This window comes from Pedobacter gandavensis, from assembly GCF_032677645.1.
In the GTDB taxonomy this organism is placed as follows: domain Bacteria; phylum Bacteroidota; class Bacteroidia; order Sphingobacteriales; family Sphingobacteriaceae; genus Pedobacter; species Pedobacter gandavensis_A.
Window position 1 is genome coordinate 127432 of the sequence record NZ_JAVTSB010000002.1, and the last position, 22897, is coordinate 150328.

Here is a 22897-nt window from a genome sequence, read left to right on the forward strand (position 1 = left end):
TAGGTTTTTAAAAAGACACTTCTAAACCGAAGGTGTAAGTACTTGGCAAGGGATAAGCATTTCCCGCATTGATATTTCCAACTTCCGGATCCCAATATTTAATATCATCCCAAACAGCCAGATTATAGCCCATGACATAAACTCTTGCCGTTTGTATCATCAACTTATTTAAAAACGACTTGGGTATATTGTAACCAAGTTCTACGTTTTTAAGTCGCAGGAAACTGCCGCTTCTAAGCCAGAAAGTACTGGCTACCGTGTTATTGGCATTGTTAATACTCCCACTGTGTATTCTCGGCATCAGCGCATTTTGATTCGGATTGTCTGCGCTCCACCTGTCTAAGGCAAAAGTTCTATAGTTGGACTGGTCATTTCCCCAGGTAAAAGGGTACCAGCCTTCACCTGTTGCACCACCCAGAATAACCGAAGTATTCGAGGTTCCCTGGAGAAATGCACTGGCATAAAAGCCCTTATACTCTACATTTAACCCAAAACCATAAACCACTTCAGGCTTCTCCGGATAAGCAAGACCACCACGCTTCCGGTCAAAACCATCGATTTTCCCATCCCCGTTTAAGTCCTTATACTTGATATCGCCAGGGCCTAATAAACCGCCCAATGTTGGTGTTGGAAATCCAGGTTTTAGCTTATACGATTCTGTACCATTTGGATTCCTGGTAATGGTAAAATCCTCCCGCGTATATTGTCCATCCGCAACATAAAGGACCAGCTCTCCGACTCTTGTTCCGGTGGTTGCCATATATGGAAATGGCTGAGGCAACTCATCAAACTCCGTAATTTTGTTTCTGGCGAAAGTATAAGTACCTCTGGCACTCAATTTGAAATCACCGATAGTTTGCCTGGCATTAATCGTCCCGTCAAAGCCATGATTCTTTACCTTACCAAAATTTTGCCATGGCGCAGCTCTAAAGCCGGCTAAATTTGGGATGGTCTTTCTTTGCAATAAGATTCCGGTTCTTTCGGATTTGAAATAATCAGCTTCAATATCAACTCTTCCATTAAACAAGCCCAGGTTAAGGCCATAATTCTGTTTGTCTTCAATCTCCCAAACTAAATATGGCGCTTCAAACCTTCCTTCCACAATTCCAGCTCCTAAGCCATTTACACCTCCGGAAGAACTCATCCCCTGATTAAAACCTGCGGCATCCATGGCATAAGTCGGACGGTATAAAAACCGATCCGTCCCCGTATTGTCGTTACCGGTACGCCCGATGGAAGCGCGTAATTTCAGGTTTGAAACCACTTGTTTCAAGGCCTCCGGATAAAACTTCTCATTAGACACCTGATAGCCCAGACCAATAGCAGGGAAAAACCCAAAGCGGAAATCCTTTGCAAAAGTCTCACTACCGGTATACCCGAAGTTACCTTCCACAAAATAACGGTCGTCATAACCATAGGTTACCCTACCTACCACACTTTGTTTTCTAAAGGCCAGAGGATTATCCCAGTTCTGAGCTTCCTTTTGCATATATAAGGCCATTGCGCCTACCGTATGCTTGCCAAAAGTCCGGTTATAATTCAAAGCACTTTCAATGTAAATTTTCTTTATGGAGCTGCTTGATGCGGATGGACTTCCCAGATCCGGGGTTCCGGAAAAGGTTTTTGAGAAGATCAGTTTACCATTGGCATCTCTGCCGGTTGCAAAATAACGACTCGGATTATAGCCCCTGCGTGAACCAAAATCTCCGTCATAGTCATAACTGATATTCCCTCTTATAGAAAGTCCCTCGGTGATGAAATTCAATTTCTGGTTGATCCGTACATTAGATTGTATGCCACTTCTCCATTCCTTCGCATAACCAGAATTCATCAATTGATTGTATGGATTCCTCATGTTGTTATCGCGCTCCTGTTTATAGGTTGCAATGGTTCCATCGCTATACATCGCAGGAAATAAATAGGGTGGCGTCAACAACATCTGGCGAAAGATTGTTGCGGTTCCAACACCAGGATAACTGGTCATCAGGTATTGTCCGCTCAAATCTACACTGACAGTAGTCGTCTTAGAAATATCAAGATCTACATTACTTCTCAGGTTGTATCTTTTTAAACCAATATTAGTATCATATTTATTGTCCGGACTATCTTTAAAGATTCCATTTTCTCCGTAATAAGCACCCGACACAAAATAACGTGCCTTTTCTGAACCACCGCGGGCATTAATCGTGTACCTATGATTTGCTGTGGTCTTTTTTAACAACTCATCCATCCAATTTGTGTTCGGATAGAGATCCGGATCCGCATTGGTACGATATTTATCAATCAGCTCCTCAGAAAATATCGGCGACAAGCCATCATTGGCCAGGGCTTCATTGTATAAGTTCAGATAATCCACTGAGCCTACAAATTCCGGAAGCCGCGTTGGTTTCGCAATGCTATGTTCCGTCCGGAAAGTGATGACTGGCTTTTGCACTTTTCCTCTTTTAGAGGTGATCAGAATTACCCCATTCGCACCTTCAGCCCCATATACAGCCGTTGCTGCGGCATCTTTCAATACCGAGAAGGTTTCAATTTCATCAGGCTCTATGTCGCTGATTTTTCTTGGAACCCCATCGACCAGTACCAGCGGAGAACTCCCCCCGGCAAAAGTACTGATCCCTCTGATCCAAAAGTCGGAATTGTCATAACCGGGTTCACCAGAACGTTGAATAGCAAGTACTCCGGATACCTGACCGGCAATATTATTGGTTAAACTCCGCGTAGGAAAGCGCAGTTGATCTCCTTTTACACTGCTGATGGAACTCACTACACTTTCTTTTTTCTGTGTACCGTAACCCACTACGACTACATCTTTCAGGTTATTTTCATCGGCATGCATTACTACGTTGATATCGTCTATGCCACGCACCGCAATTTTTTGTGTTTTATACCCCACATAAGCAAAGACTAAACTGTCTTTCAGCTCCACTTCAATGGAATATTTACCGGTATTCCCCGTCACCGTACCTTTATCTGTTCCCATTACACGAACAGAAACGCCTGGTATAGGCAGGTCCATTTCATCTTTTACCAGTCCGGAAACCTTGAAATTAACGATACTCTTTTTTGAGGGTAAGGATGGTCTTTCTTTAACAATGATGGTTCCCGGCTCTAATACATAGGTTAGCGGTTGGTTGATAAAACAGGCAGCTAAAACACTTTCTAAAGATGCTTTTTTAACCTTTATAGTGACTGGGATGGCTGCATCAATATTGGTTGAGATAATGAGCAGATTATAGCCGGTTTGTTTTTTTATTGACTTTAAAACATTTTCAAGCCTGGCATTGGTCTCAGATAGGGTAACTTTTTTCTGAGCAATGGTGCTGGCGTTTACATGTAGTAGCACTGTGGTTAGCAGTATAACGATGAGCTTCATGCGGAGTAGAATTTTCTTTTTCATACTGGAATTCCAGTACGATTTAAAATCGTAAATTTTCATACATTTGAATAGTTTGGTTTAGGAAAATGAGGACAAAATTCTCCTCATCCGCTTTGGTTGCAGGTAAAATCGTTTGAATGTAATTGACTGGCTATTCCAAATTTTTGTAAGCCGGGGTGCACTAACACTCCGGCTTTTTTGGAAGCTCAGTAAGCGTAATAAAGTAGTTTTATGGCATCACTGAGACCCTCCTTCCTTGCACTTTAAATTTAAACTTGTCCGTTTTTTCCAGCATCCGGAGCACCTCCATCAAATCTGTATTTCGCGACACTTCACCAGTTACCTGAACGTGGTTCAGGCGACCATCGTAATCTATATCCACATCATACCAGCGCGATAATTTCTTTAATATCCCTTCGAGGTTGTCGTTTTCGAAAACAAAAAAACCATTCTTCCAGGCAATCACTTCTTCTACATCAATCTCTTTAATTCTCAAACCGGAATTGCTACGGACCGATTGCTGACCGGGAAAAAGCACCTGCGTTCCAGAAGTCCCAATCCTAACCGAACCTTCCAACAGTGTTGTTTTGAGCTTAGACTCATCCGGGTAACTACTGATATTGAAATGGGTCCCCAATACTTCTACGGTTTCCTTCAGACCGGCAGCAGCGGTTGCCATGACGCTAAAAGGCTTAAACTTATCTTTGACCACTTCAAAATAAGCCTCACCCCTGAGTTCCACTTCACGTTTTTTATGGTTTGCAAAACTTGCGGGAAACTTCAGATAAGAAGCGGCGTTGAGCCACACTTTGGTTCCATCCGGCAATACAATCTGATATTGTCCGCCTTTGGGTGTTTCCAATACATTATACTCCAGAGGAGCTTCCTTGTCTGAATTCTGCCCGGAGACTGGTCCGGTTTCCGAATCTTTCAGGGCCTGATAAATCAACTCCCCGTCTTTAGTTTTTACGATAGAGATCCCGGATTCCAGCGCAAGGTTACCATTTTTAATATCGTTCAAAAACAGTCTGGTGCCATCCGACAAGGTTAATATGGCTTCATTGCCCCCTGGAACAGGTAATTTTGCAGCAACAGGATTTACTGATACTAAAGCGTTCTTATTTCCGAAAAATACCAATGCAACAGAAACTGTTAATAAAACAGATGCTGCGATAGCGTATTTAAACATCCGGTATTTTTGCGGTACTTTAAAAATCCGGCTGCGAATGCTTTGTTTGCTTTCTATGTTTTGCTCAGTGGCTAAAATAAATTCTAAACGCTGATCAAGGCGTTTTTGCAGACTAGCATCTAATTCATTGGGATGAACTTCTGCGGCTAAATTATCCCATATTAACTGCCCGTAAATCTCCTGGTATTGCTCCTCATTTATTTTACGAAGGAAGTCTTCAAGTTCTGTTTCAGAACATTGATTATTCAATAACCGATAAAATTCATTTGAGATATGGTCCTTCATTTGCAAAGCATTCTTTGACTAAAGACGCTTCAAAAAATAATATGGGGGGGGCTGTTGTTTAATTTTTATCTGAGCAATACAAAAAGCAGAATACTCATCGAAATATCGAGGTGTTCTACCAGATACCCTTTGACCAGGAAGTTGGCCTTCGTTAAATACTCCTTTACAGTATGAACAGATATCCCCATTTCTTCGGCAGCTTCTTTATAGGTATAGCCCTCCATTTTACAGAGTTGATATACTTTCCTTTGTTGTGCCGACAATTTGTTTAATGCTTTTTCAAGCAGTTCTTCACTTTGTTTCAAATGCAGTGCTTCTTCGATATGCGAATAATACTCTGTAACCACACTGCGAAAGCGTTCCTGCATCTTTTGATTGCGCTGAAGTTTTCTAAAGAAATCGTAAACCAGATTTTGTCCTGTTTTATAGAGATAGGCTTTAAAATCGATGGCGTTATGAATCAACTCCCTTTTATGCCAGATTTTTGTGAAAAGCTCCTGAACCAGTTCTTCAGCAACTTGCCCGTCTTTCACCATCTTCAGGATATTCACATACATCTGCCCACTGTACATTTTATAAAAATGGGTAAATACCGATTTGTCGCCATTTTTAAGTTTAAGCAACAATTCTATCTGGCCAATATCTTTTAACTCTTCCCCAGGCATTCAGCGTAATATTTGTCTAAGTTGAGAACCAAATATAATAACTTAACCGGGACAATCCTGTCGAAATTCCAGGGAAAGCTGGAAAAGATCAGGCAAAAAAAAGAGGTTGCTCATCTTAGACAGATGATACAACCTCTTTTTCGAATATTATGAAAGCCAGAGCTTAGATACCTAATAGTAATCTAGCTGGATCTTCTAATAATTGTTTAACTCTTACTAAGAAACCTACAGATTCTCTACCATCAATGATACGGTGATCATAAGACAATGCTAAATACATCATCGGACGAATCACAACCTCACCTTTTTCTGCAATAGGACGCTCAATAATATTGTGCATACCTAAGATTGCTGATTGTGGAGAGTTGATGATTGGCGTAGACATCATCGATCCGAAAACACCACCGTTAGTGATGGTAAACGTACCGCCTGTCATCTCTTCGATTGTCAATTTGCTATCACGGGCTTTAGTAGCCAGTTCAATCACTGTTTTCTCGATTTGAGCCAAAGTCATGCTTTCTGCATTTCTGATGATTGGAACAACCAATCCTTTAGGAGCAGAAACAGCGATAGAAACATCTACGAAGTCATTGTAAACGATCTCTTCACCTTCTAATCTTGCATTTACTGCAGGGAAATCTTTTGCTGCTTCACAAACTGCTTTAGTGAAGAAACTCATGAAACCCAGACCAACACCATATTTTTCTTTGAACTGATCTTTATATTTTCCACGAAGGTCCATGATTGGCTTCATGTTTACCTCGTTAAAAGTAGTCAACATCGCTGTTTCGTTTTTCACGGCTACCAAACGTTTGGCAACAGTTTTACGCAATGGCGATAGTTTTTGTCTGCGTTCCGCTCTTGCGCCTGCAACAGCAGCAACAACCGGTGCAGCAGCAGGAGCAGCAGCTTTAGGGCTTGCTTTTTCTGCTTTTAACGCATCTTCTTTAGTGATTCTTCCGTCAACACCAGTACCTTTTACAGCAGCAGCATCCACACCTTTTTCTGCAAGGATTTTTCCTGCAGAAGGAGAAGGCGTACCGGTAGCATAGCTATCGCCAGACTTTGCAGCAGCTACAGGAGCCGCGGCTTTATCTTCAGCAACAGCTGCTTTAGGAGCTTCTTCTGCTTTAGCAGCAGGAGCAGCACCACCTTCTTCAATATTACAAACTACTGCACCAATAGCTAGGGTATCACCTTCGCCGGCAACAATTCTTAAAGTTCCAGCCTGTTCAGCAGTTAATTCAAAAGTTGCTTTATCAGATTCTAATTCCGCGATAACTTCATCCATTTCTACTGCATCACCATCATTTTTCATCCAACGTGACAAAACAACTTCGGTAATCGACTCGCCTACTGGCGGAACTTTTATTTCTATACTCATAACTGATGTATTATATTTTCTAATCTACGTTATATACTTTACTCACAGACTTTTTAGCAATATCCTGCTCTGTTTTAGACACCGCTACTTCAAAAGATTTCGCTAAAATATACGCTTGCTGATCTGCATGTTGTTTTGCAAAACCAGAAGCAGTACTGCTACTTTCTTTTCTTGAAATCACTTCAATATCACTAAAGATAGTTTTTCTTAACCTACGTAGCAAATATGGCCATGCGCCCATGTTCTCAGGCTCTTCCTGAACCCAAACGGCTTCTTTAGCATTTTTATATTTCGCATAAACGGCTTCCATTTGCGCTACCGGAGTAGGATACAATTGTTCCACTCTTACGATAGCTACATTTTTAACCTGATCTTTTTGTTGTTTTTCTAATAGCTCATAGTAAATTTTACCGCTACAGAATAACACTCTGGTTACCTCAGCAGTTTTTACATTCGCATCATCAATCACTTCCTGGAACTTACCTTCTGTAAAGTCGGCTAGTTTAGAAACACAGGCAGGGTGACGTAAAAGGCTCTTCGGTGTAAAAATTACCAATGGCTTTCTGAAATCACGTTTGAACTGTCTGCGGATCGCATGGAAGAAATTCGCTGGCGTCGAACAGTTGGCAATTTGCATGTTATAATCTGCACAAAGCTCCATGAAACGCTCAATACGTGCGGAAGAATGTTCCGGACCCTGACCTTCATAACCATGTGGCAATAACATCACCAAACCATTTTCACGTTGCCATTTCGTTTCTGCACTGGCAATATATTGATCTACTACAATCTGCGCACCATTCATGAAGTCACCAAACTGTGCTTCCCAAATCGTTAATGCATTTGGATTTGCCATGGCATAACCATATTCAAAGCCCAATACACCATACTCAGACAAGTGAGAATTGTAAATATCAAAAGAAGCCTGATCAGCAGATACATGCGCCAACGGGATGTATTCCTCTTCAGAATCTTCTAAAGTTAACACGGCATGACGGTGAGAGAAAGTTCCTCTTTCCACATCCTGACCGCTTAAACGAACGCGTTTACCTTCGGCCAATAAAGTACCGTAAGCCAGTTGCTCGCCCATTGCCCAATCAAATACATGCGTCGTATTTGCCATTTTCTTACGCTCCTCAAAAAGTTTCTCAATTTTCTTGAAGAACTTTCTATCAGCAGGTAAGGTACTGATGTTTTTAGCGACCGATAATAAAGTTGCCTCAGGAACCGAAGTATCCGGAGAAATTTCAAAATCTTTCACGGTAGCAATACGCATGTCTTTCCAGGCACCACCAAATTTCACATCTTCATAAGTAGAAGTGATCTCTTTAGCTTCATTTAAAGAAGCCTGCAAAATACTACGGAAGTCTTTTTCCATTGTTTTTGCGGCAGCTGCTTCTAATTTACCCTCTTTAATCAATTGCGCTACATAGATATCACGAGGATTTGCATGTTGCTCAATTGCTTTGTACAATAAAGGTTGGGTAAATTTAGGCTCATCAGACTCATTATGACCGAATCTACGGTAACATAAGATATCGATGAACACATCATTTTTATATTTCTGACGGTACTCCATGGCCAGATTAATCGCGTAAACCAAAGCCTCCACATCGTCGCCATTTACATGGAAAACCGGTGATAAAGTTACTTTAGCGATATCCGTACAGTAAGTACTCGAACGGGCATCTTTATAGTTCGTAGTGAAACCGATCTGGTTGTTGATGATCAGGTGAATGGTACCTCCGGTTTTGTAACCGTCTAAACCAGCCATCTGAATCACTTCATAAACAATCCCCTGACCAGCGATAGAAGCATCACCATGAATCAAAATTGGTGCAATGCGGGCATCATCACCATCGTATTTGAAATCTATTTTCGACCTGGTCATTCCTTCAACCACGCCGTTTACTGTTTCCAGATGCGAAGGGTTAGGACATAAACTCAAGTGAACATTTTTACCATCATTAGTCGTTACATCCGTAGAGTAACCTAAGTGATATTTCACATCACCACCAAACGGTGAATCTGCGCTATAGCCTTTACCTTCAAATTCAGCGAAGATAGATTTGTAGGATTTTTGCATGATGTTAGCCAAAACGTTCAGCCTTCCACGATGCGCCATACCAATCACAAACTCCTGAATACCTAAAGCAGCACCCTTTTCAATCACAGAGTCTAATGCCGGAATCAATGCCTCAGCACCTTCCAGAGAGAATCTTTTTTGTCCAAGGAACTTCGTACCTAAGAAATTCTCAAAGCCTACAGCCTCATTCAACTTTCTTAAAATCCTTGTTTTCTCCTCGATAGAGAAATTAGGCGTATTACGAACGCTTTCCATTTTGCGCTCAATCCAGGTCAATACTTCCGGGGTACGAACGTATTTGTACTCCGCACCGATAGAACGGCAGTAAGTCTGAATTAAGAAAGCAACGATTTCGCTTAGTTTTACCGGACCGATTCCCAGCTCGATACCTGCATTAAATACAGTATCCAGATCCGCATCCGACAAATTGAAATTTACCAGATCTAAAGTTGGCAAATGCTTGCGTCTTTCTCTAACCGGATTTGTGTGTGTAAACAAGTGGCCACGCTGACGGTAACCGTTAATCATGTTTAAAACACTAACTTCCTTCAGAAAATGATCGGGCGTTTCTTCTCCTGTAACCGGAGAGGAGCTTCTGCCGAAGTCAAAACCTTCGAAAAATTTCTGCCAACCAAATTCAACCGAATTGGGATCTTCCTTAAATGCTTGATAAAGGGACTCTACGTATTCGGCGTTTTCGCCGCTGAGATAAGATAAATTATCCATTATTTGTGAATATGCTATATTGAAGCAAAATTAGGATTTTACCTATTAAGTAGGGCAATTTTCTTTATAAATATTCCAAAAAATCCGTCATATCACGGACATTCTTTAGCGGCGTTAGCCGATCTTGAACAAGGATATCAAATTCAGAGATTAAACTGCCAGCAACTAACAGGGGCACGTTAAGGTGATCCATCACTTTGCTTATAATTTTATTGACATTTTTACCCAGGTTTAAGGAAGTTAAAACCGTAAAAGCGAAATCTGGCCGGTACGAATCTGCTACTTTCTTCAAATCTGAATAGGGTGTCTCTAATCCGAGGTACAAACTATCGTGCCCCCGGCTTTTCAACAGGTAACGGGCAAAAAGCAGGCCATTTTCATGCATTTCTGCCTCGGGAAGGAAAAGAAGGAATTTTTTAGAGGTAGCACGCTGAGGTTCCCCCACCTTATTAATCTCGATGATGATCCGTTCCCGGATCAGATTGGAAGCGAAATGTTCATGTGCAGGATCAATGGCGCCGGTTTGCCAAAGCATCCCTACTTTTTTCATGAAAGGGAAAATCACCAGATCCATTGCTTTAACCAGACCCATTTCTGCTATACAGCCATTTAAAAGCTTCACAAATTCCGTCTCATCATAAGCAATCATGGTTTTACATAAACTCATCAGCTGCAAGGACTCCGGGTTTAAATCGATTTTCAATTGCAGTACCAGATCGGAAATAACCTCCAGATTCATTCGCGCAATCTTACTGATTTTATAACCATGGTCGTTTAAAGCCGCAATATTGAGCAATGTGCGGAGGTCTTCCTCATTGTAAAAACGGATGTTGGTATGGGTTCTTTTTGCCGGGACCAGGTTATACCGCAGCTCCCAGGCCCTGATGGTGTGTGCTTTAATCCCGATCAGCCCCTCGATATCACTTATTGAAAATTTCCTCACGATACACAGACAACAAACCTCCAGGTGCTTTGTTTAAAAAACAATGCGGAACCAGGCTATCCTTTCATTAAAGAAAGTCGTTTTACCTGGGCTGCAAAACGCCTGCCTATCGGAATCTCAAGGTTATCTATCTCCACATCATAACTGGTAAAAGCGGTAATGCGTTTGATGGAAACAATAAAAGACCGGTGAATCCGCATAAACTGATGATGAGATAAGGTCGATTCCAATGCCGTTAAGGAATACTTGACCAATAATGGTGATTCCTGATCCCGGTATATTTTAACATAATCTTTGATGCTTTCTATATAGATGATATGGTCAACAAATACTTTTACCGTCTTCCGGTTGGCCCGAAAACAAATAAACTCCCGGTCAGCACCCGAATTCCGCTCTTCCGGAACAACACCTTTGTCGATCACTTTATTTACCGCTTTTAAAAAGCGTTCCAAACTAACCGGTTTCAATAGAAAATCCAGGGCATCCAGTTCAAAGGCCTCTACCGCATACTCCCCATAGGCACTAACAAAGATTACTTTTGGCGGATGTTGCAGCGTCTTGATCAAACTCGTTCCCAGCAACCTTGGCAGCTGGATATCCAGAAAGATCAAATCGACTTTCTCCGTCTTTAAGATTTCCATCGCCTGAAAGGCATTGCTACAGACCCCTACCAATTCCAGCTGATCCACAAGACCAATGTATTGCCGGAGTATCTTCTGCGCAATTAATTCATCATCTACTAGTAAACATTTCAAGTTCATACCTTACACCCTTTGAAAAATTATAAAAACATTGAACCACAGCTTGGAACAAAACCTTTGCAACAATCAGAATCAGGGATGAATTTTGTACCGTATTAAAACAGAAAACACCGGCAATTGTTTAATAACACTTCAGTGCGAAAAACGTTTTTCAATAAACGACAATAAAGCGCTCATGAACAACCTGATTTCGGCCTTCAATCACAATTTAAAGGCCACATCTCGTTTCAGACAGACAAACAGGTAGTCTAAACCTGGATATCCGGCATCCGGATAAATTTGATTTTTAGTGTGTTTATTCCCGCGATATTTACCCTACAATTAATCTATACTGAAATGAAAAAATTAATAATTTCCCTGGCAATGATCGCTTCCATGCTTTTCATGGGGCTGAAAAATGCCAATGCCCAGATCAATCTGGAAACCGTAACCATTAAGGGGAATGCGACAAAAGCAATGATTACAGAAAAGGTATCCAACTCATTCAATAAAATTTTTAAGGATGCTACGGAGCCCAGCTGGGTGGAAATCAACAAAAGGTTTGTGGTCAACTTCATCCTCAATGACCAAAAAAACAAAGCCGTATTTACAAAAAATGGAAATTTGGTTTACCACCTTGCTTATGGTACAGAAAAAAACATTCCGGACATCATCAGGGAACGAATTCAAAAAAATTATGAAGACTATGACATCACTTCCGCGATCAGGGTAAACACACCATCGGTATTAGTATGGGTAGTCAATATAGAAAATAACAAAAAAATTATCACCCTCAGGGCAACAGAAGACGATATTACGGAGATCGATACCCTCCCTAAATCCTAATTAAATAAGAAATAATGCTTAAGCGATGGAGGGCGTGTCTGAAATGAGTGTTTCCAATAATTTGATCTGTTTTTCCAGATCAAAAGTATTCTTCGACTTTAAGTCCTTCCCTACGCCGGCAACATTTGCCCAATTCCCCCAATTGCTTGCCGGCGCATAGTCAATCAGCTTTTCCTCAAAATAAACCGCCCCATTGGTCCAGTGAATTTTTAAAATATGGATCAGAAAAGTAGAAACCAGTAACCTTCCGGTATGGGGAATAAAACCATGTGCATTCAACTCCTGCATATAGCGGTCGATAATCGGATGCCCGGTATCCCCGTTTTTCCATTTCAGTAAATCTGGATTTTCGATATCCGCAGGACTAAAAAGCTCTTTTTCTACCGCTTCCGGCTCCTGAAAAAACGCAATACCATGCTTTTTAAACATGAACCTGAAATAGTCGCGCCAAAGTAAACCCAAAAGAATCTGATTGAAATTCGCATTGCCACCAAATTCAGCTTCCGCAGCTTTCAACATCCAATATACTTTCCTTGGGGATAAGCAGCCTAAAGAAAGCCATCCTGATAATCTGGAAGAAAAACCGGGCTTATCTCCGGCATTTTTCAATGGCTTTTGATGAATCTCCGAACCTTCCAGCAACAATTCTTTCAAATGTGCTAATCCGGCAGCTTCGCCACCCGTAAACACATCCGGCCCAAAATCATCGCTAACTACTTCAAAACCTAAATCAGCCAGTGTTGGCAAAGTACCCCAATCTTCATTTTCTACAAAGGTGATTTCCTCCGGACTCAGAAAACAAGCTTTCACCATCGCATCGCGCTCTGTTTTCTTCTTGAATTGTGCAAAAACGTCTGGAATATCCTTAATCGGAAAAGGAAGGTCTTCCTTATTATATAAGGTATGACCGATGAAATGTTTGAGGTTGATCTTCTGTTTCCATAAAAGATCCTCCATCCGGGTAGAGATTAAGGTCTCTTCCGGAGCCACCTCCCGATGGTGGTAGACTTCAGAAATGTCAAAATCAGTCACCAGTTTCGTCATAAAATCCTCCGGACTCCCATGAACCAACAAAATATCTCCACCCAACTGTTGAAAAGACAGCCTTAAAGCTGCCACACTTTCCAGTAAAAACTTCGCCCTTTGGACGCCTGTCTTTAAAGTTTCAAATCTAGTCTCCTGAAAATACTGAGGATCAAAAAAATAAACCGGTAAAATACTCTCAGATTTAGCAAGCGCTTCAACCAACATTTCATTGTCGTGTAATCGAAGATCATTTCTAAACCAGACTAGTATTCTTTTAGATTTCATTAAGGACTGAGTAACTGACATAACAATTAACAAAAATATACGAATTTTTAGCTTAGTACGAATCCATAAAGTAATATTTACATAAGCGAAACAAACATTTGCAGATAAATCAGCAATATTAAACTAAAACACAATTAAGGGGTTATATAAATATGAACAAGCAGGTCTTAATTACCGGAGCCACCGGGATGATTGGTCAGAAACTCATCCGGATTTTATTGGAAAAAGGTCATCAGGTAGCCATCCTTTCCAGGAAAATGGCCAATATAAAAGACGTAAAAGTCTATTTATGGGATGTCAGTAAAGCGACGATAGACCCGGATTGCTTAACCGGTGTAGACACGATTATTCACCTTGCCGGGGAAAACATTGCCTCAGAAAAGTGGACCAAAGAACGCAAACAAAAGATTGTCGACAGTCGGGTTTTATCCGCGCAACTCCTCTATAAAACCATCAAAGCGCAAAACGCCCCGGTAAAAAACTTCATCTCCGCTTCAGCAGTTGGTTATTATGGCGATGCCGGCAATGAAATATTAACCGAAGCAGATCCCAATGGAACCGGATTTCTGGCCAGTTGCTGCCGGCAATGGGAAGCTGCCGCAGATGAAGGCCTTGCGATGGGCATCCGTGTGGTCAAATGGAGGATAGGTTTCATCCTTGCCCACCATGAAGGGGCCCTCAAAGCGATGGAACAGCCAATCCGCTATTTTGCAGGGGCCGGACTAGGCAGCGGAAAACAATGGGTGCCCTGGGTGCATATCGATGATATCCTGGAGATGTTCAGTCAGTCTGTAGAAAACCAAAGGTTTGAAGGCCCATACAATGCCTGTGCGCCTCATCCGGCAAGCAATCTCGAGTTAACCAAAGCCATTGCCAAACAACTCCACAGGCCGGTATGGCCCATCAACGTCCCTGAATTTGTCTTAAAAATCATTCTTGGAGAACTCAGCGAAATTGTGCTGATCAGCAACAATGCTTCTCCCCGAAAATTACTGGATACCGGATTTAAATTTAAATATTCGCAATTGGAATCCGCTTTATCCGATATTTACAAGCCCAATAAACCCTAATCATGAAGCCGGAAATTAACATCTGCTGGTTGCGACGAGACCTGAGAATCGACGATAACGCTGCCCTTTACCATGCCCTGAAAAGCGAATACCCAACACTACTGCTGTTTATTTTCGATAAAAATATCCTCGGAAAGTTGGAAAACAAGCAGGATGCAAGGGTCAGTTTTATTCATCAAACCTTAACTGAACTTAACACGAAGCTCCAGGAAAATCAAAAAACGTCCATCCTGATTAAACACGGAAATCCGAAAGAAATCTGGGCAGAACTCTGCGAAACTTACCAGATCCATGCCGTATATACCAACCATGATTACGAACCTGATGCCATCAAAAGAGATGCCGCCATCCAGGCGCAAGTCCAGTTAAAAAACATCAGTTTCCACAGCTATAAAGACCAGGTGGTTTTCGAGAAAAACGAAATCACCAAATCCGACGGACTGCCATATACCGTCTTTACCCCCTATTTCCGTCAGTGGCAACAAAAGTTAAACAACTTTTACGCCAGTGCCTACCCCACAGAAAAATACTTTTCCAATTTCTGGCCAGCCGGCCCATTCCCGATTCCAACCTTAACCAGCCTCGGATTTGAAGCAACCAGTCAAACATTTCCAGGTAAAGATTTCGAGGATAAGCTGGAAGGTTACGAGCTAAACCGGGATTTTCCGGCCGCAGATGCCACCTCACATATCGGCGTTCACCTGCGTTTTGGCACCATCAGCATCCGTAAAGCCTTAAGAACAGCACGAACACAGCGCGCAGAAAAATGGATTTCGGAATTAGCCTGGCGGGATTTCTACCAGATGATTTTATGGCATTTCCCACATACCGCAGAACGCTCCTTTAAACCGAAATACGACCTCATCCAGTGGAGAAACCGACCGGAAGAATTTGAAGCCTGGTGCCAGGGAAATACCGGTTATCCCTTAGTAGATGCCGGCATGCGACAACTCAACCAAACCGGCTATATGCACAACCGCGTACGCATGGTGGTGGCGAGTTTCCTCTGTAAACACCTGCTCATCGACTGGCGTTGGGGGGAAGCTTATTTTGCAGAAAAACTATTGGATTATGAGATGGCCAGCAATGTGGGGGGCTGGCAATGGGCCTGCGGATCAGGGAATGATGCAGCCCCCTATTTCCGGGTCTTTAACCCGGAGCTTCAAATGAAGAAATTTGATCCTCAATTGAAATATGTAGACCATTGGGTCCCTGCCTATAAACAACTAAAGCACGTCCCACCCTGTGTGGAACATGCTTTTGCCAGAGAAAGGGTCTTGAAAGTTTTCAAAGCGGCATTAAATGAATAATGCCGCCCTATTTTTTATGGCGTTACCGCTAATATTTCTACCGTATAATCTAAGCAGGAGTTTGCAGGAAAAGAATTAGTCCCATCCTGAGCCCTATTTCCATAAGACAACACAGAAGGAAGGAACATCCTTACTTTATTACCTTTTTTAAATTTAGGCATCATAATTCTGAATGCCGGAATCAAATCTTTAGGCGCAAAGGTCGTGGTCGCATCCTGAGTTACACCGCCATCTAATGTTTTCAGGTTATAACTAAAATTCACCAATGAAATCAGTGTGATCGGATCAGTACCCGTAGCTGGCGCAAGGATTTGATAATAAATACCAGAAGCATCTTTAATCACATCAGTAAAGGAGTTTGCCGCGATATAAGCCTTCAAATGAACATCATCCAATTCTTTCTGCGATTCTTTATACGTGGTAATGCTGATGACCATAATTTCATTAGAAGGAATGTTCGCTGTTGGAAAACCATTTTTACCGAAAGCCAGATAAGAAGGCAGGTAAATTTTAGTGCTACCACCTGGTTTTAATTTATTCAACACCTGAGAAATCGCAGGAATTCCTTTACCATAAAATCCGAAGGTAGTCCCTACACGTTGACCTTCATTACGAAGTGCAGGCGTGCTCAGGTAAACGATTCCATTAGAGAAACCCGTTAAAGTAATGCTGTATCTTACCGAATCTGAAAGCTTATAAACCTCCGCAACAGGATCTCCCGGAACTGCTACCGGCTGATTAAGCACATAATAATAACCGGTCTTTGCTGAATCTGGAATCGCATTGATATTGTTTTTTTTGAAAAAGTCTGTCAGAATGTTTTCATCCATCATCTGAACAGTTGTATAATCCTTTTTGCAGGAACTAAAAATAACTATTGTCGCCAGTAAGGCAAAGGTATAAAGTGATAACTTTTTAATCATTTTGTATTTTCTATTTTATATGCATTAGCGTAACGGTATAATCTAATATGGAGAATGGCGGAATTCTGTTATCGGTACTCCCAAAATCCTTGTAAGCTAAAGCAGAAGGAATGATCATTCTGATCTGGCCTCCTGTTTTAATTTTTGGCATTCCGATTCGCCAGCCTTCCATGGCAGTCCCCAGTTTTAACGTCACAGAATCCGTGGCCGAAATGGACTGAAAAGCCGCCTCCTGGCCTAAAATACGCGCCTCAAAGCGAACCACAATACTATCTGCGTCTGTAGGGAAATCTGCTCCCGTTCCAATCGATATAATCCCATAATTCAACCCGGAAGGGTCTACGGTCAGATCCAGCAGTCCGGCTTTTTCCTTATATTTCTCTATGATTAAAGCATCCAGTTCCTGCTGTTTCACCACATCATAAGGAGGTGTTTTCTCGCATGCAGCAAATAAACCGCACAAAAGAAGTAAAGACAACAAAATCTTGTTTTTAAACATAATAGACAAAAATAGTCTTTTATTGGCTATGCCGCAATATTTAACCAATTTTAACAAATAGAAAAACCAGCACAAAAAAAACGCCCTTAATCAGATTAAGAGCGTCCAGTTTAATTATGAATCAATGCGTTAATAGCAATATTTATTGGCTGCAATCACCTGTTGTGCTACCTTTTGACGGGTTTCCTTCACATTGAAAGCTTCCATTTTGGTGAAGCGGCGTAAGCCCACCATCATCATGCGTTGTTCATCGCCATCGGCAAAAGCCCAAAGCGCTTCCTTACCTGCTTTTTGTACCGCATCCACAGCCTCTACAAAATAAATGCGCATCATGTTCAGCTGACCTTCGCAGGCCGCTTCTCCACGCAGGCTTACCAGTTTTTCGGTTCTCAGCATCGCTGATTCCGCTACATAAACGTAGCTGGCCATATCGGCAATGTTCATCAAAATCTCCTGCTCCTTAGAAAGGCTCATCATCAATTTCTGAACCGCAGCACCGGCCACCATTAAAGTCGCCTTTTTCAGGTTTTTAATGATTTTCTTTTCTGCGGCAAACAAGGCATCATCTTCCTCCCCGAAATCAGGAATAGACATCAATTCTGCAGCCACGGCCGTAGCAGGCGTCATCAGATCCAACTCCCCTTTCATCGCGCGTTTCAGCATCATATCTACAGTCAGTAACCTGTTGATTTCGTTGGTACCTTCAAAGATTCTGTTGATCCTGGCATCACGATACGCACGGTCCATCGGCGCTTCCGCAGAGAATCCCATACCTCCGTAAATCTGTACCCCTTCATCAACCACGTAATCCAATACCTCCGAACCCCATACTTTCAGGATCGCACACTCTACCGCATACTCTTCTGTAGATTTCAGTTTGGCCTTACTGGCATCCATTCCACCGGCCACCAAACGCTCATAAGCATCGTCAATGTTCTGACCAGCGCGATAATTTGCAGATTCTACGGCATATACTTTTGCGGCCATTTCCGCTAATTTGTAACGGATGGCCCCATATTTAGAAATCGGACGGTCGAACTGAATTCTTTCATTGGAATAATTAACAGCCGTATCGATCACCGATTTACAAGCACCAATCGCTGCGGCCGACAATTTAATCCTTCCTATATTTAAAATATTTACGGCAATTTTAAAGCCATTCTGGCGATCAGAAAGCATGTTTTCTAAAGGAACAGGGCAATCATTGAAGAAAACCTGTCTCGTAGAAGAACCTTTGATCCCCATTTTATGTTCTTCCGGATTCATGGTAATGCCCCCAAAATCACGCTCTACAATGAAAGCGGTTAAGTTGGCATCGTCATCAATTTTAGCAAACACAATAAAGATATCCGCAAAACCAGCATTGGTAATCCACATTTTCTGACCAGTGATCAGGTAATGCGTTCCATCCGCAGAAAGTTTTGCTTTAGTTTTTCCGGAATTGGCATCCGAACCAGAATTTGGCTCTGTTAAGCAATAAGCTGCTTTCCATTCACCCGTTCCCAGTTTAGGAATATATTTCGCTTTTTGCGCTTCATTACCATAATATAAAATCGGCAAAGTACCGATTCCGGTATGTGCAGAAAGGGCAACGGCAAAAGAATGACCTGCACCAATCACATCCGCAACCAGCATCGAAGTATTGAAGTTTTTCCCAAAACCACCGAACTCTTCGGGGATAGAAACACCTAAAATACCCAGGGCACCCGCTTTATCCATTAACGCAGGCATCAAACCTTCTTCCTGCGCATCAATACGCTCCAGGTTTGGGTAAACTTCCGCGGTCAGGAAATCGCGGCAGGTCTGCGCAATCATTTGCTGCTCTTCATCAAATTCTTCAGGAATAAATACATCCTGGAAATCGGTTTCTGTGATTAAAAACGCTCCACCGTTAATTGTCTTTTTGTCTGTAGTTTCCATAATATCTTATTAAAGCATTTCAAAAATTCCGGCAGCCCCTTGTCCGCTACCCACGCACATGGTCACCATACCATATTTCTGATCCCTTCGTTTCAATTCATTAAATAACTGTACGGATAATTTGGCGCCGGTACAACCCAGTGGGTGACCGAGTGCAATGGCACCACCATTTACATTTACCTTTTCGGTATCCAGCCCTAACGTGCGGATCACGGCCAGCGACTGAGAAGCAAAAGCCTCATTCAGCTCAATTAAATCCAGCTCTTCCAGTTTCATACCCGCCATTTTCAAGGCTTTTGGAATCGCTTCAATCGGGCCGATACCCATAATTCTTGGCGGCACACCGGCAATCCCATAACTTACTAAACGCGCAATCGGATCCACACCCAGTTCTTTCATTTTCTTTTCAGAAACCACCATTACAAAAGCAGCACCATCCGAAGTCTGAGAAGAATTACCGGCAGTTACACTACCGTTAGCGGCAAAAACAGGTCTCAGTTTCGCTAATTTATCCAGCGAAGTATCTGCTCTTGGCCCTTCATCCGTATCCACCACATAACTGCGGGTCTTCTTTTTCATGTTGGCATCCAGGTAATTTTCTACTACCGTGATGGGCGCAACACCAGCTTTCAGATGACCATTTTTAATCGCTTCCACCGCTTTCATATTCGATTGAAAAGCGAAAGCATCCTGATCTTCCCTACTCACTTTATATTCATTGGCCACCGCTTCAGCAGTTAAGCCCATTCCCCAGTACCAATCCGGGTTTTTCATCGCCACACCTGCATTTGGAACTACTTTCCATCCGCCAAAAGGCATGCCCGACATTACTTCTACGCCACCGGCAATGATACAATCTGCCATGCCACTTTTAATTTTTGCTACCGCAGTTGCGATCGTTTCCAAACCGGAAGCGCAATAACGATTGACCGTTACCCCCGGCACTTTATCCGTATCCAGGCCCATCAGCGAAATCATACGGCCAATATTAAGGCCTTGTTCTGCTTCCGGAGTTGCATTACCCACAATCACATCATCAATTTGTGTGGTATCCAGATTGGGCACCGAGGCCACCAGCTGTCTGATCACATCAGCTGCTAAATCATCAGCTCTGGTAAAACGAAATACACCACGTGGAGCCTTGCCTACTGCGGTACGATATCCTGCTATAATATATGCTTCTTGCATGATCTGTGTCTTTTAATAGAAAAAAATTAGTTTCTTAAAGGTTTCCCTTTGGTCACAATACTTTGAATACGTTCCAGCGTTTTACGTTCACCGCAAAGCGACAGGAAGGCCTCCCTTTCCAGGTCCAGCAGATATTGTTCTGTAACCTCCGTTGGTGCGGAAAGATCTCCACCACACATTACCCAACCCAGTTTTTCCGAGATTTTCTTATCATGTTCAGAAATATACTGACCAGAATACATGGTATTTGCGCCGGCATAAACGATGCCCAGCCCTTGTTTTCCCAATACCAGAATATCTTTTCTAGGCACCGGTTTCGTGTAACCGGCATCTGCCAGCTCAATAGCTTTTGCTTTCGCATCCGCGATCAACCTGCTTCTGTTCATCGTAATCGAATATTTTCCCTGTTGCAGGTAACCCAGCTCAAAAGCTTCTACCGCGGAAGTGGAAACTTTGGCCATACCAATCGTCAGGAACCGGTCTTTCAACACATTTTGTACAATCTGGTCGGCTTTATACTCATCAGAAGCACGCAACGCAAATTCCTTAGTACCGCCACCGCCAGGAATTACCCCAACACCAAACTCTACCAGTCCCATATAAGTTTCCGCATTCAACTGCACATGGTCGGCGTGTAAACTAAATTCACAACCCCCACCCAGCGCTAAATTATGCGGGGCAACCACTACCGGAATCGACGAATAACGGATGCGCATCGAGGTGTTCTGGAACATGCGGATCGCAAGATTCAGTTCCTCCCATTCCTGCTCCACGGCCATCATGAAAATCATGCCCACATTTGCACCGGCAGAGAAGTTGGCGCCATCGTTTCCGATCACTACCCCTCTATATTCTTTTTCGGCAAGGTCTATTGCTTTATTGATGGCCTGTAAGGTATCGCCACCAATGGTATTCATTTTAGAATGGAACTCTACATTCAGGATGCCATCGCCCAGGTCAATGATGGAAGCACCACCATTTTTCCAGATGGTTTTATTGGCTCTTAAATTATCAAGGATGATAAAGGCTTCCGTTCCCGGAACCGCTTTATAGCTTTTAGCAGGAATGTCGTAATATTTTTTTACGCCATCTTCTACTTTATAGAAGGTCGTATGACCGGCAGCCAGCATTTCATGAACCCATGGCGCAGCCTCGTGTCCGTATTTTTTCATGCCTTCGATCGCTTCGGCAATACCTACGGCATCCCAAACTTCGAAAGGACCTAAATCCCAGGCAAAGCCGGCACGCATGGCATCATCAATCCGGTACAGCTCATCAGAGATTTCCGGAATGCGATCCGATACATATTCGAACAATCCGAAGAAAGAGGCGCGGAACAATTCTCCGGCTTTATCTTTTCCTGCGGCAAAAACTTTCATTCTGTCTTTTACATTCTCTATAGATTTGGTGATATCCAGCGTAGCTGATTTCACTTTCTCCTGAGGACGGTATTCCAGGGTTTTTAAATCCAGGGCCAGAATTTCTGTTTTGCCATCAGCAGTTTTTGTTTTTTTATAAAAACCCTGTTTGGTTTTATCGCCTAGCCAGTTGTTGGCTTCCATTTTCTCTACATAAGCGGGAAGCTTAAAAAGATCATGGGCTTTATCATCCGGACAATTGTCGTAAAGTCCTTTCGATACTTTAATCATGGTATCTAAACCAACCACATCTGTGGTACGGAAAGTCGCGGATTTTGGTCTGCCTAATGCCGGACCGGTAAATTTATCCACTTCTTCAACGGTAAGATCCATTTTCTCTACCAAATGCAATAGCGACATGATCGAATATACGCCTACCCTGTTGGCAATAAATGCCGGGGTGTCCTTACATAAAACTGTTGTTTTTCCTAAAAACTTGTCGCCATAATGCATTAAGAAATCTACCAGTTCCGGATGGGTATCCGGCGTAGGAATAATTTCGAGTAACCTCAGGTAACGCGGTGGGTTAAAAAAGTGGGTACCGCAGAAATTCGCTTTGAAATCGTCAGACCTACCTTCTGCCATCAGGTGAATCGGGATACCCGAAGTATTGGAAGTCACTAAAGAACCCGGTTTACGGAATTGCTCTACCTGCTCAAATACTTTTCTTTTAATATCAAGATTCTCTACCACAACCTCAATGATCCAGTCGTATGTACTGATCTTTGACATATCGTCGGTAAAATTCCCTGTGGTAATTTTATTCAACACCTTTTTGGTATACACCGGAGCAGGATTAGTCTTCACCGTGTTTTGCAAAGCAGCATTTACAATTCTATTTTTCACTGCCGGGTGGTCCAGGCTTAGTCCTTTGGACTGCTCCTCCGCGCTCAGTTCTTTTGGAGCAATGTCCAGTAAAAGTACTTCAACTCCAATGTTCGCAAAGTGACAAGCAATACGTGAACCCATAATACCTGAGCCCAATACTGCTACTCTATTTATCTTCTTGTTCATA

16 protein-coding genes are annotated in these 22897 nt (G+C 42.4%); 3 read left to right on the plus strand and 13 right to left on the minus strand.

Annotated features, from left to right (window positions below; all coding sequences use genetic code 11):
* Positions 1 to 7: 7 nt before the first annotated feature.
* The 7 genes from R2Q66_RS04090 to R2Q66_RS04120 form a co-directional block, all read right to left on the minus strand.
* Positions 8 to 3439 (minus strand): TonB-dependent receptor, encoded by a 3432-nt coding sequence (locus R2Q66_RS04090; protein WP_316746730.1) that lies wholly within the window; start codon positions 3437 to 3439, stop codon positions 8 to 10.
* A gap of 169 nt (positions 3440 to 3608) precedes the next feature.
* Entirely contained in the window at positions 3609 to 4853 is a 1245-nt protein-coding gene (locus tag R2Q66_RS04095; RefSeq protein ID WP_316746731.1) for a FecR family protein, read from the minus strand.
* 65 nt (positions 4854 to 4918) lie between these two features.
* Entirely contained in the window at positions 4919 to 5518 is a 600-nt protein-coding gene (locus R2Q66_RS04100) for an RNA polymerase sigma factor (RefSeq protein WP_316746732.1), read from the minus strand.
* Between the two features lie 163 nt (positions 5519 to 5681).
* The gene (gene odhB / locus R2Q66_RS04105; RefSeq protein WP_316746733.1) at positions 5682 to 6902 is read right to left on the minus strand and encodes a 2-oxoglutarate dehydrogenase complex dihydrolipoyllysine-residue succinyltransferase; all 1221 of its coding nucleotides are present in this window, start codon (positions 6900 to 6902) and stop codon (positions 5682 to 5684) included.
* 19 nt (positions 6903 to 6921) lie between these two features.
* Entirely contained in the window at positions 6922 to 9714 is a 2793-nt protein-coding gene (locus R2Q66_RS04110) for a 2-oxoglutarate dehydrogenase E1 component (RefSeq protein WP_316746734.1), read from the minus strand.
* A gap of 64 nt (positions 9715 to 9778) precedes the next feature.
* On the minus strand, positions 9779 to 10657 hold the full coding sequence (locus tag R2Q66_RS04115) for a MerR family transcriptional regulator (RefSeq protein WP_316746736.1): 879 nt from the start codon (positions 10655 to 10657) through the stop codon (positions 9779 to 9781).
* 56 nt (positions 10658 to 10713) lie between these two features.
* Positions 10714 to 11418 carry a LytTR family DNA-binding domain-containing protein gene (locus R2Q66_RS04120; RefSeq protein ID WP_316746737.1) on the minus strand — a complete coding sequence of 235 codons (705 nt, stop codon included), beginning with the start codon at positions 11416 to 11418 and terminating at the stop codon, positions 10714 to 10716.
* 336 nt (positions 11419 to 11754) lie between these two features.
* On the opposite strand from R2Q66_RS04120, the gene R2Q66_RS04125 reads away from it, so the two are divergent.
* On the plus strand, positions 11755 to 12243 hold the full coding sequence (locus R2Q66_RS04125) for a hypothetical protein (RefSeq protein WP_316746738.1): 489 nt from the start codon (positions 11755 to 11757) through the stop codon (positions 12241 to 12243).
* Between the two features lie 18 nt (positions 12244 to 12261).
* Here R2Q66_RS04125 and R2Q66_RS04130 read toward each other — a convergent pair whose 3' ends face one another.
* Positions 12262 to 13554 carry a DASH family cryptochrome gene (locus tag R2Q66_RS04130; protein WP_316746739.1) on the minus strand — a complete coding sequence of 431 codons (1293 nt, stop codon included), beginning with the start codon at positions 13552 to 13554 and terminating at the stop codon, positions 12262 to 12264.
* Between the two features lie 152 nt (positions 13555 to 13706).
* Here R2Q66_RS04130 and R2Q66_RS04135 point away from each other — a divergent pair, with 152 nt between their 5' ends.
* Entirely contained in the window at positions 13707 to 14624 is a 918-nt protein-coding gene (locus R2Q66_RS04135) for a TIGR01777 family oxidoreductase (RefSeq protein ID WP_316746740.1), read from the plus strand.
* A 2-nt stretch (positions 14625 to 14626) separates the two neighbouring features.
* Positions 14627 to 15934, plus strand: coding sequence for a deoxyribodipyrimidine photo-lyase (locus tag R2Q66_RS04140; RefSeq protein WP_316746741.1), 1308 nt, complete (start codon positions 14627 to 14629; stop codon positions 15932 to 15934).
* Positions 15935 to 15948: 14 nt separating this feature from the next.
* Here R2Q66_RS04140 and R2Q66_RS04145 read toward each other — a convergent pair whose 3' ends face one another.
* The 5 genes from R2Q66_RS04145 to R2Q66_RS04165 all read right to left on the minus strand — a co-directional run bounded on the left by R2Q66_RS04145 (position 15949) and on the right by R2Q66_RS04165 (position 22896).
* Positions 15949 to 16857: an FKBP-type peptidyl-prolyl cis-trans isomerase gene (locus R2Q66_RS04145; protein WP_316746742.1), complete on the minus strand. Its 909-nt coding sequence runs from the start codon at positions 16855 to 16857 to the stop codon at positions 15949 to 15951.
* Between the two features lie 10 nt (positions 16858 to 16867).
* On the minus strand, positions 16868 to 17335 hold the full coding sequence (locus R2Q66_RS04150; protein WP_316746743.1) for an FKBP-type peptidyl-prolyl cis-trans isomerase: 468 nt from the start codon (positions 17333 to 17335) through the stop codon (positions 16868 to 16870).
* A 150-nt stretch (positions 17336 to 17485) separates the two neighbouring features.
* Complete coding sequence (locus tag R2Q66_RS04155) at positions 17486 to 19276, minus strand: acyl-CoA dehydrogenase family protein (RefSeq protein ID WP_316746744.1); 1791 nt, start codon at positions 19274 to 19276, stop codon at positions 17486 to 17488.
* A gap of 9 nt (positions 19277 to 19285) precedes the next feature.
* A complete protein-coding gene (locus tag R2Q66_RS04160; protein WP_316746745.1) occupies positions 19286 to 20464 on the minus strand; it encodes an acetyl-CoA C-acyltransferase in 1179 nt (392 codons plus the stop codon).
* Positions 20465 to 20490: 26 nt separating this feature from the next.
* Entirely contained in the window at positions 20491 to 22896 is a 2406-nt protein-coding gene (locus tag R2Q66_RS04165; protein ID WP_316746746.1) for a 3-hydroxyacyl-CoA dehydrogenase/enoyl-CoA hydratase family protein, read from the minus strand.
* Between the last annotated feature and the right edge of the window lies 1 nt (position 22897).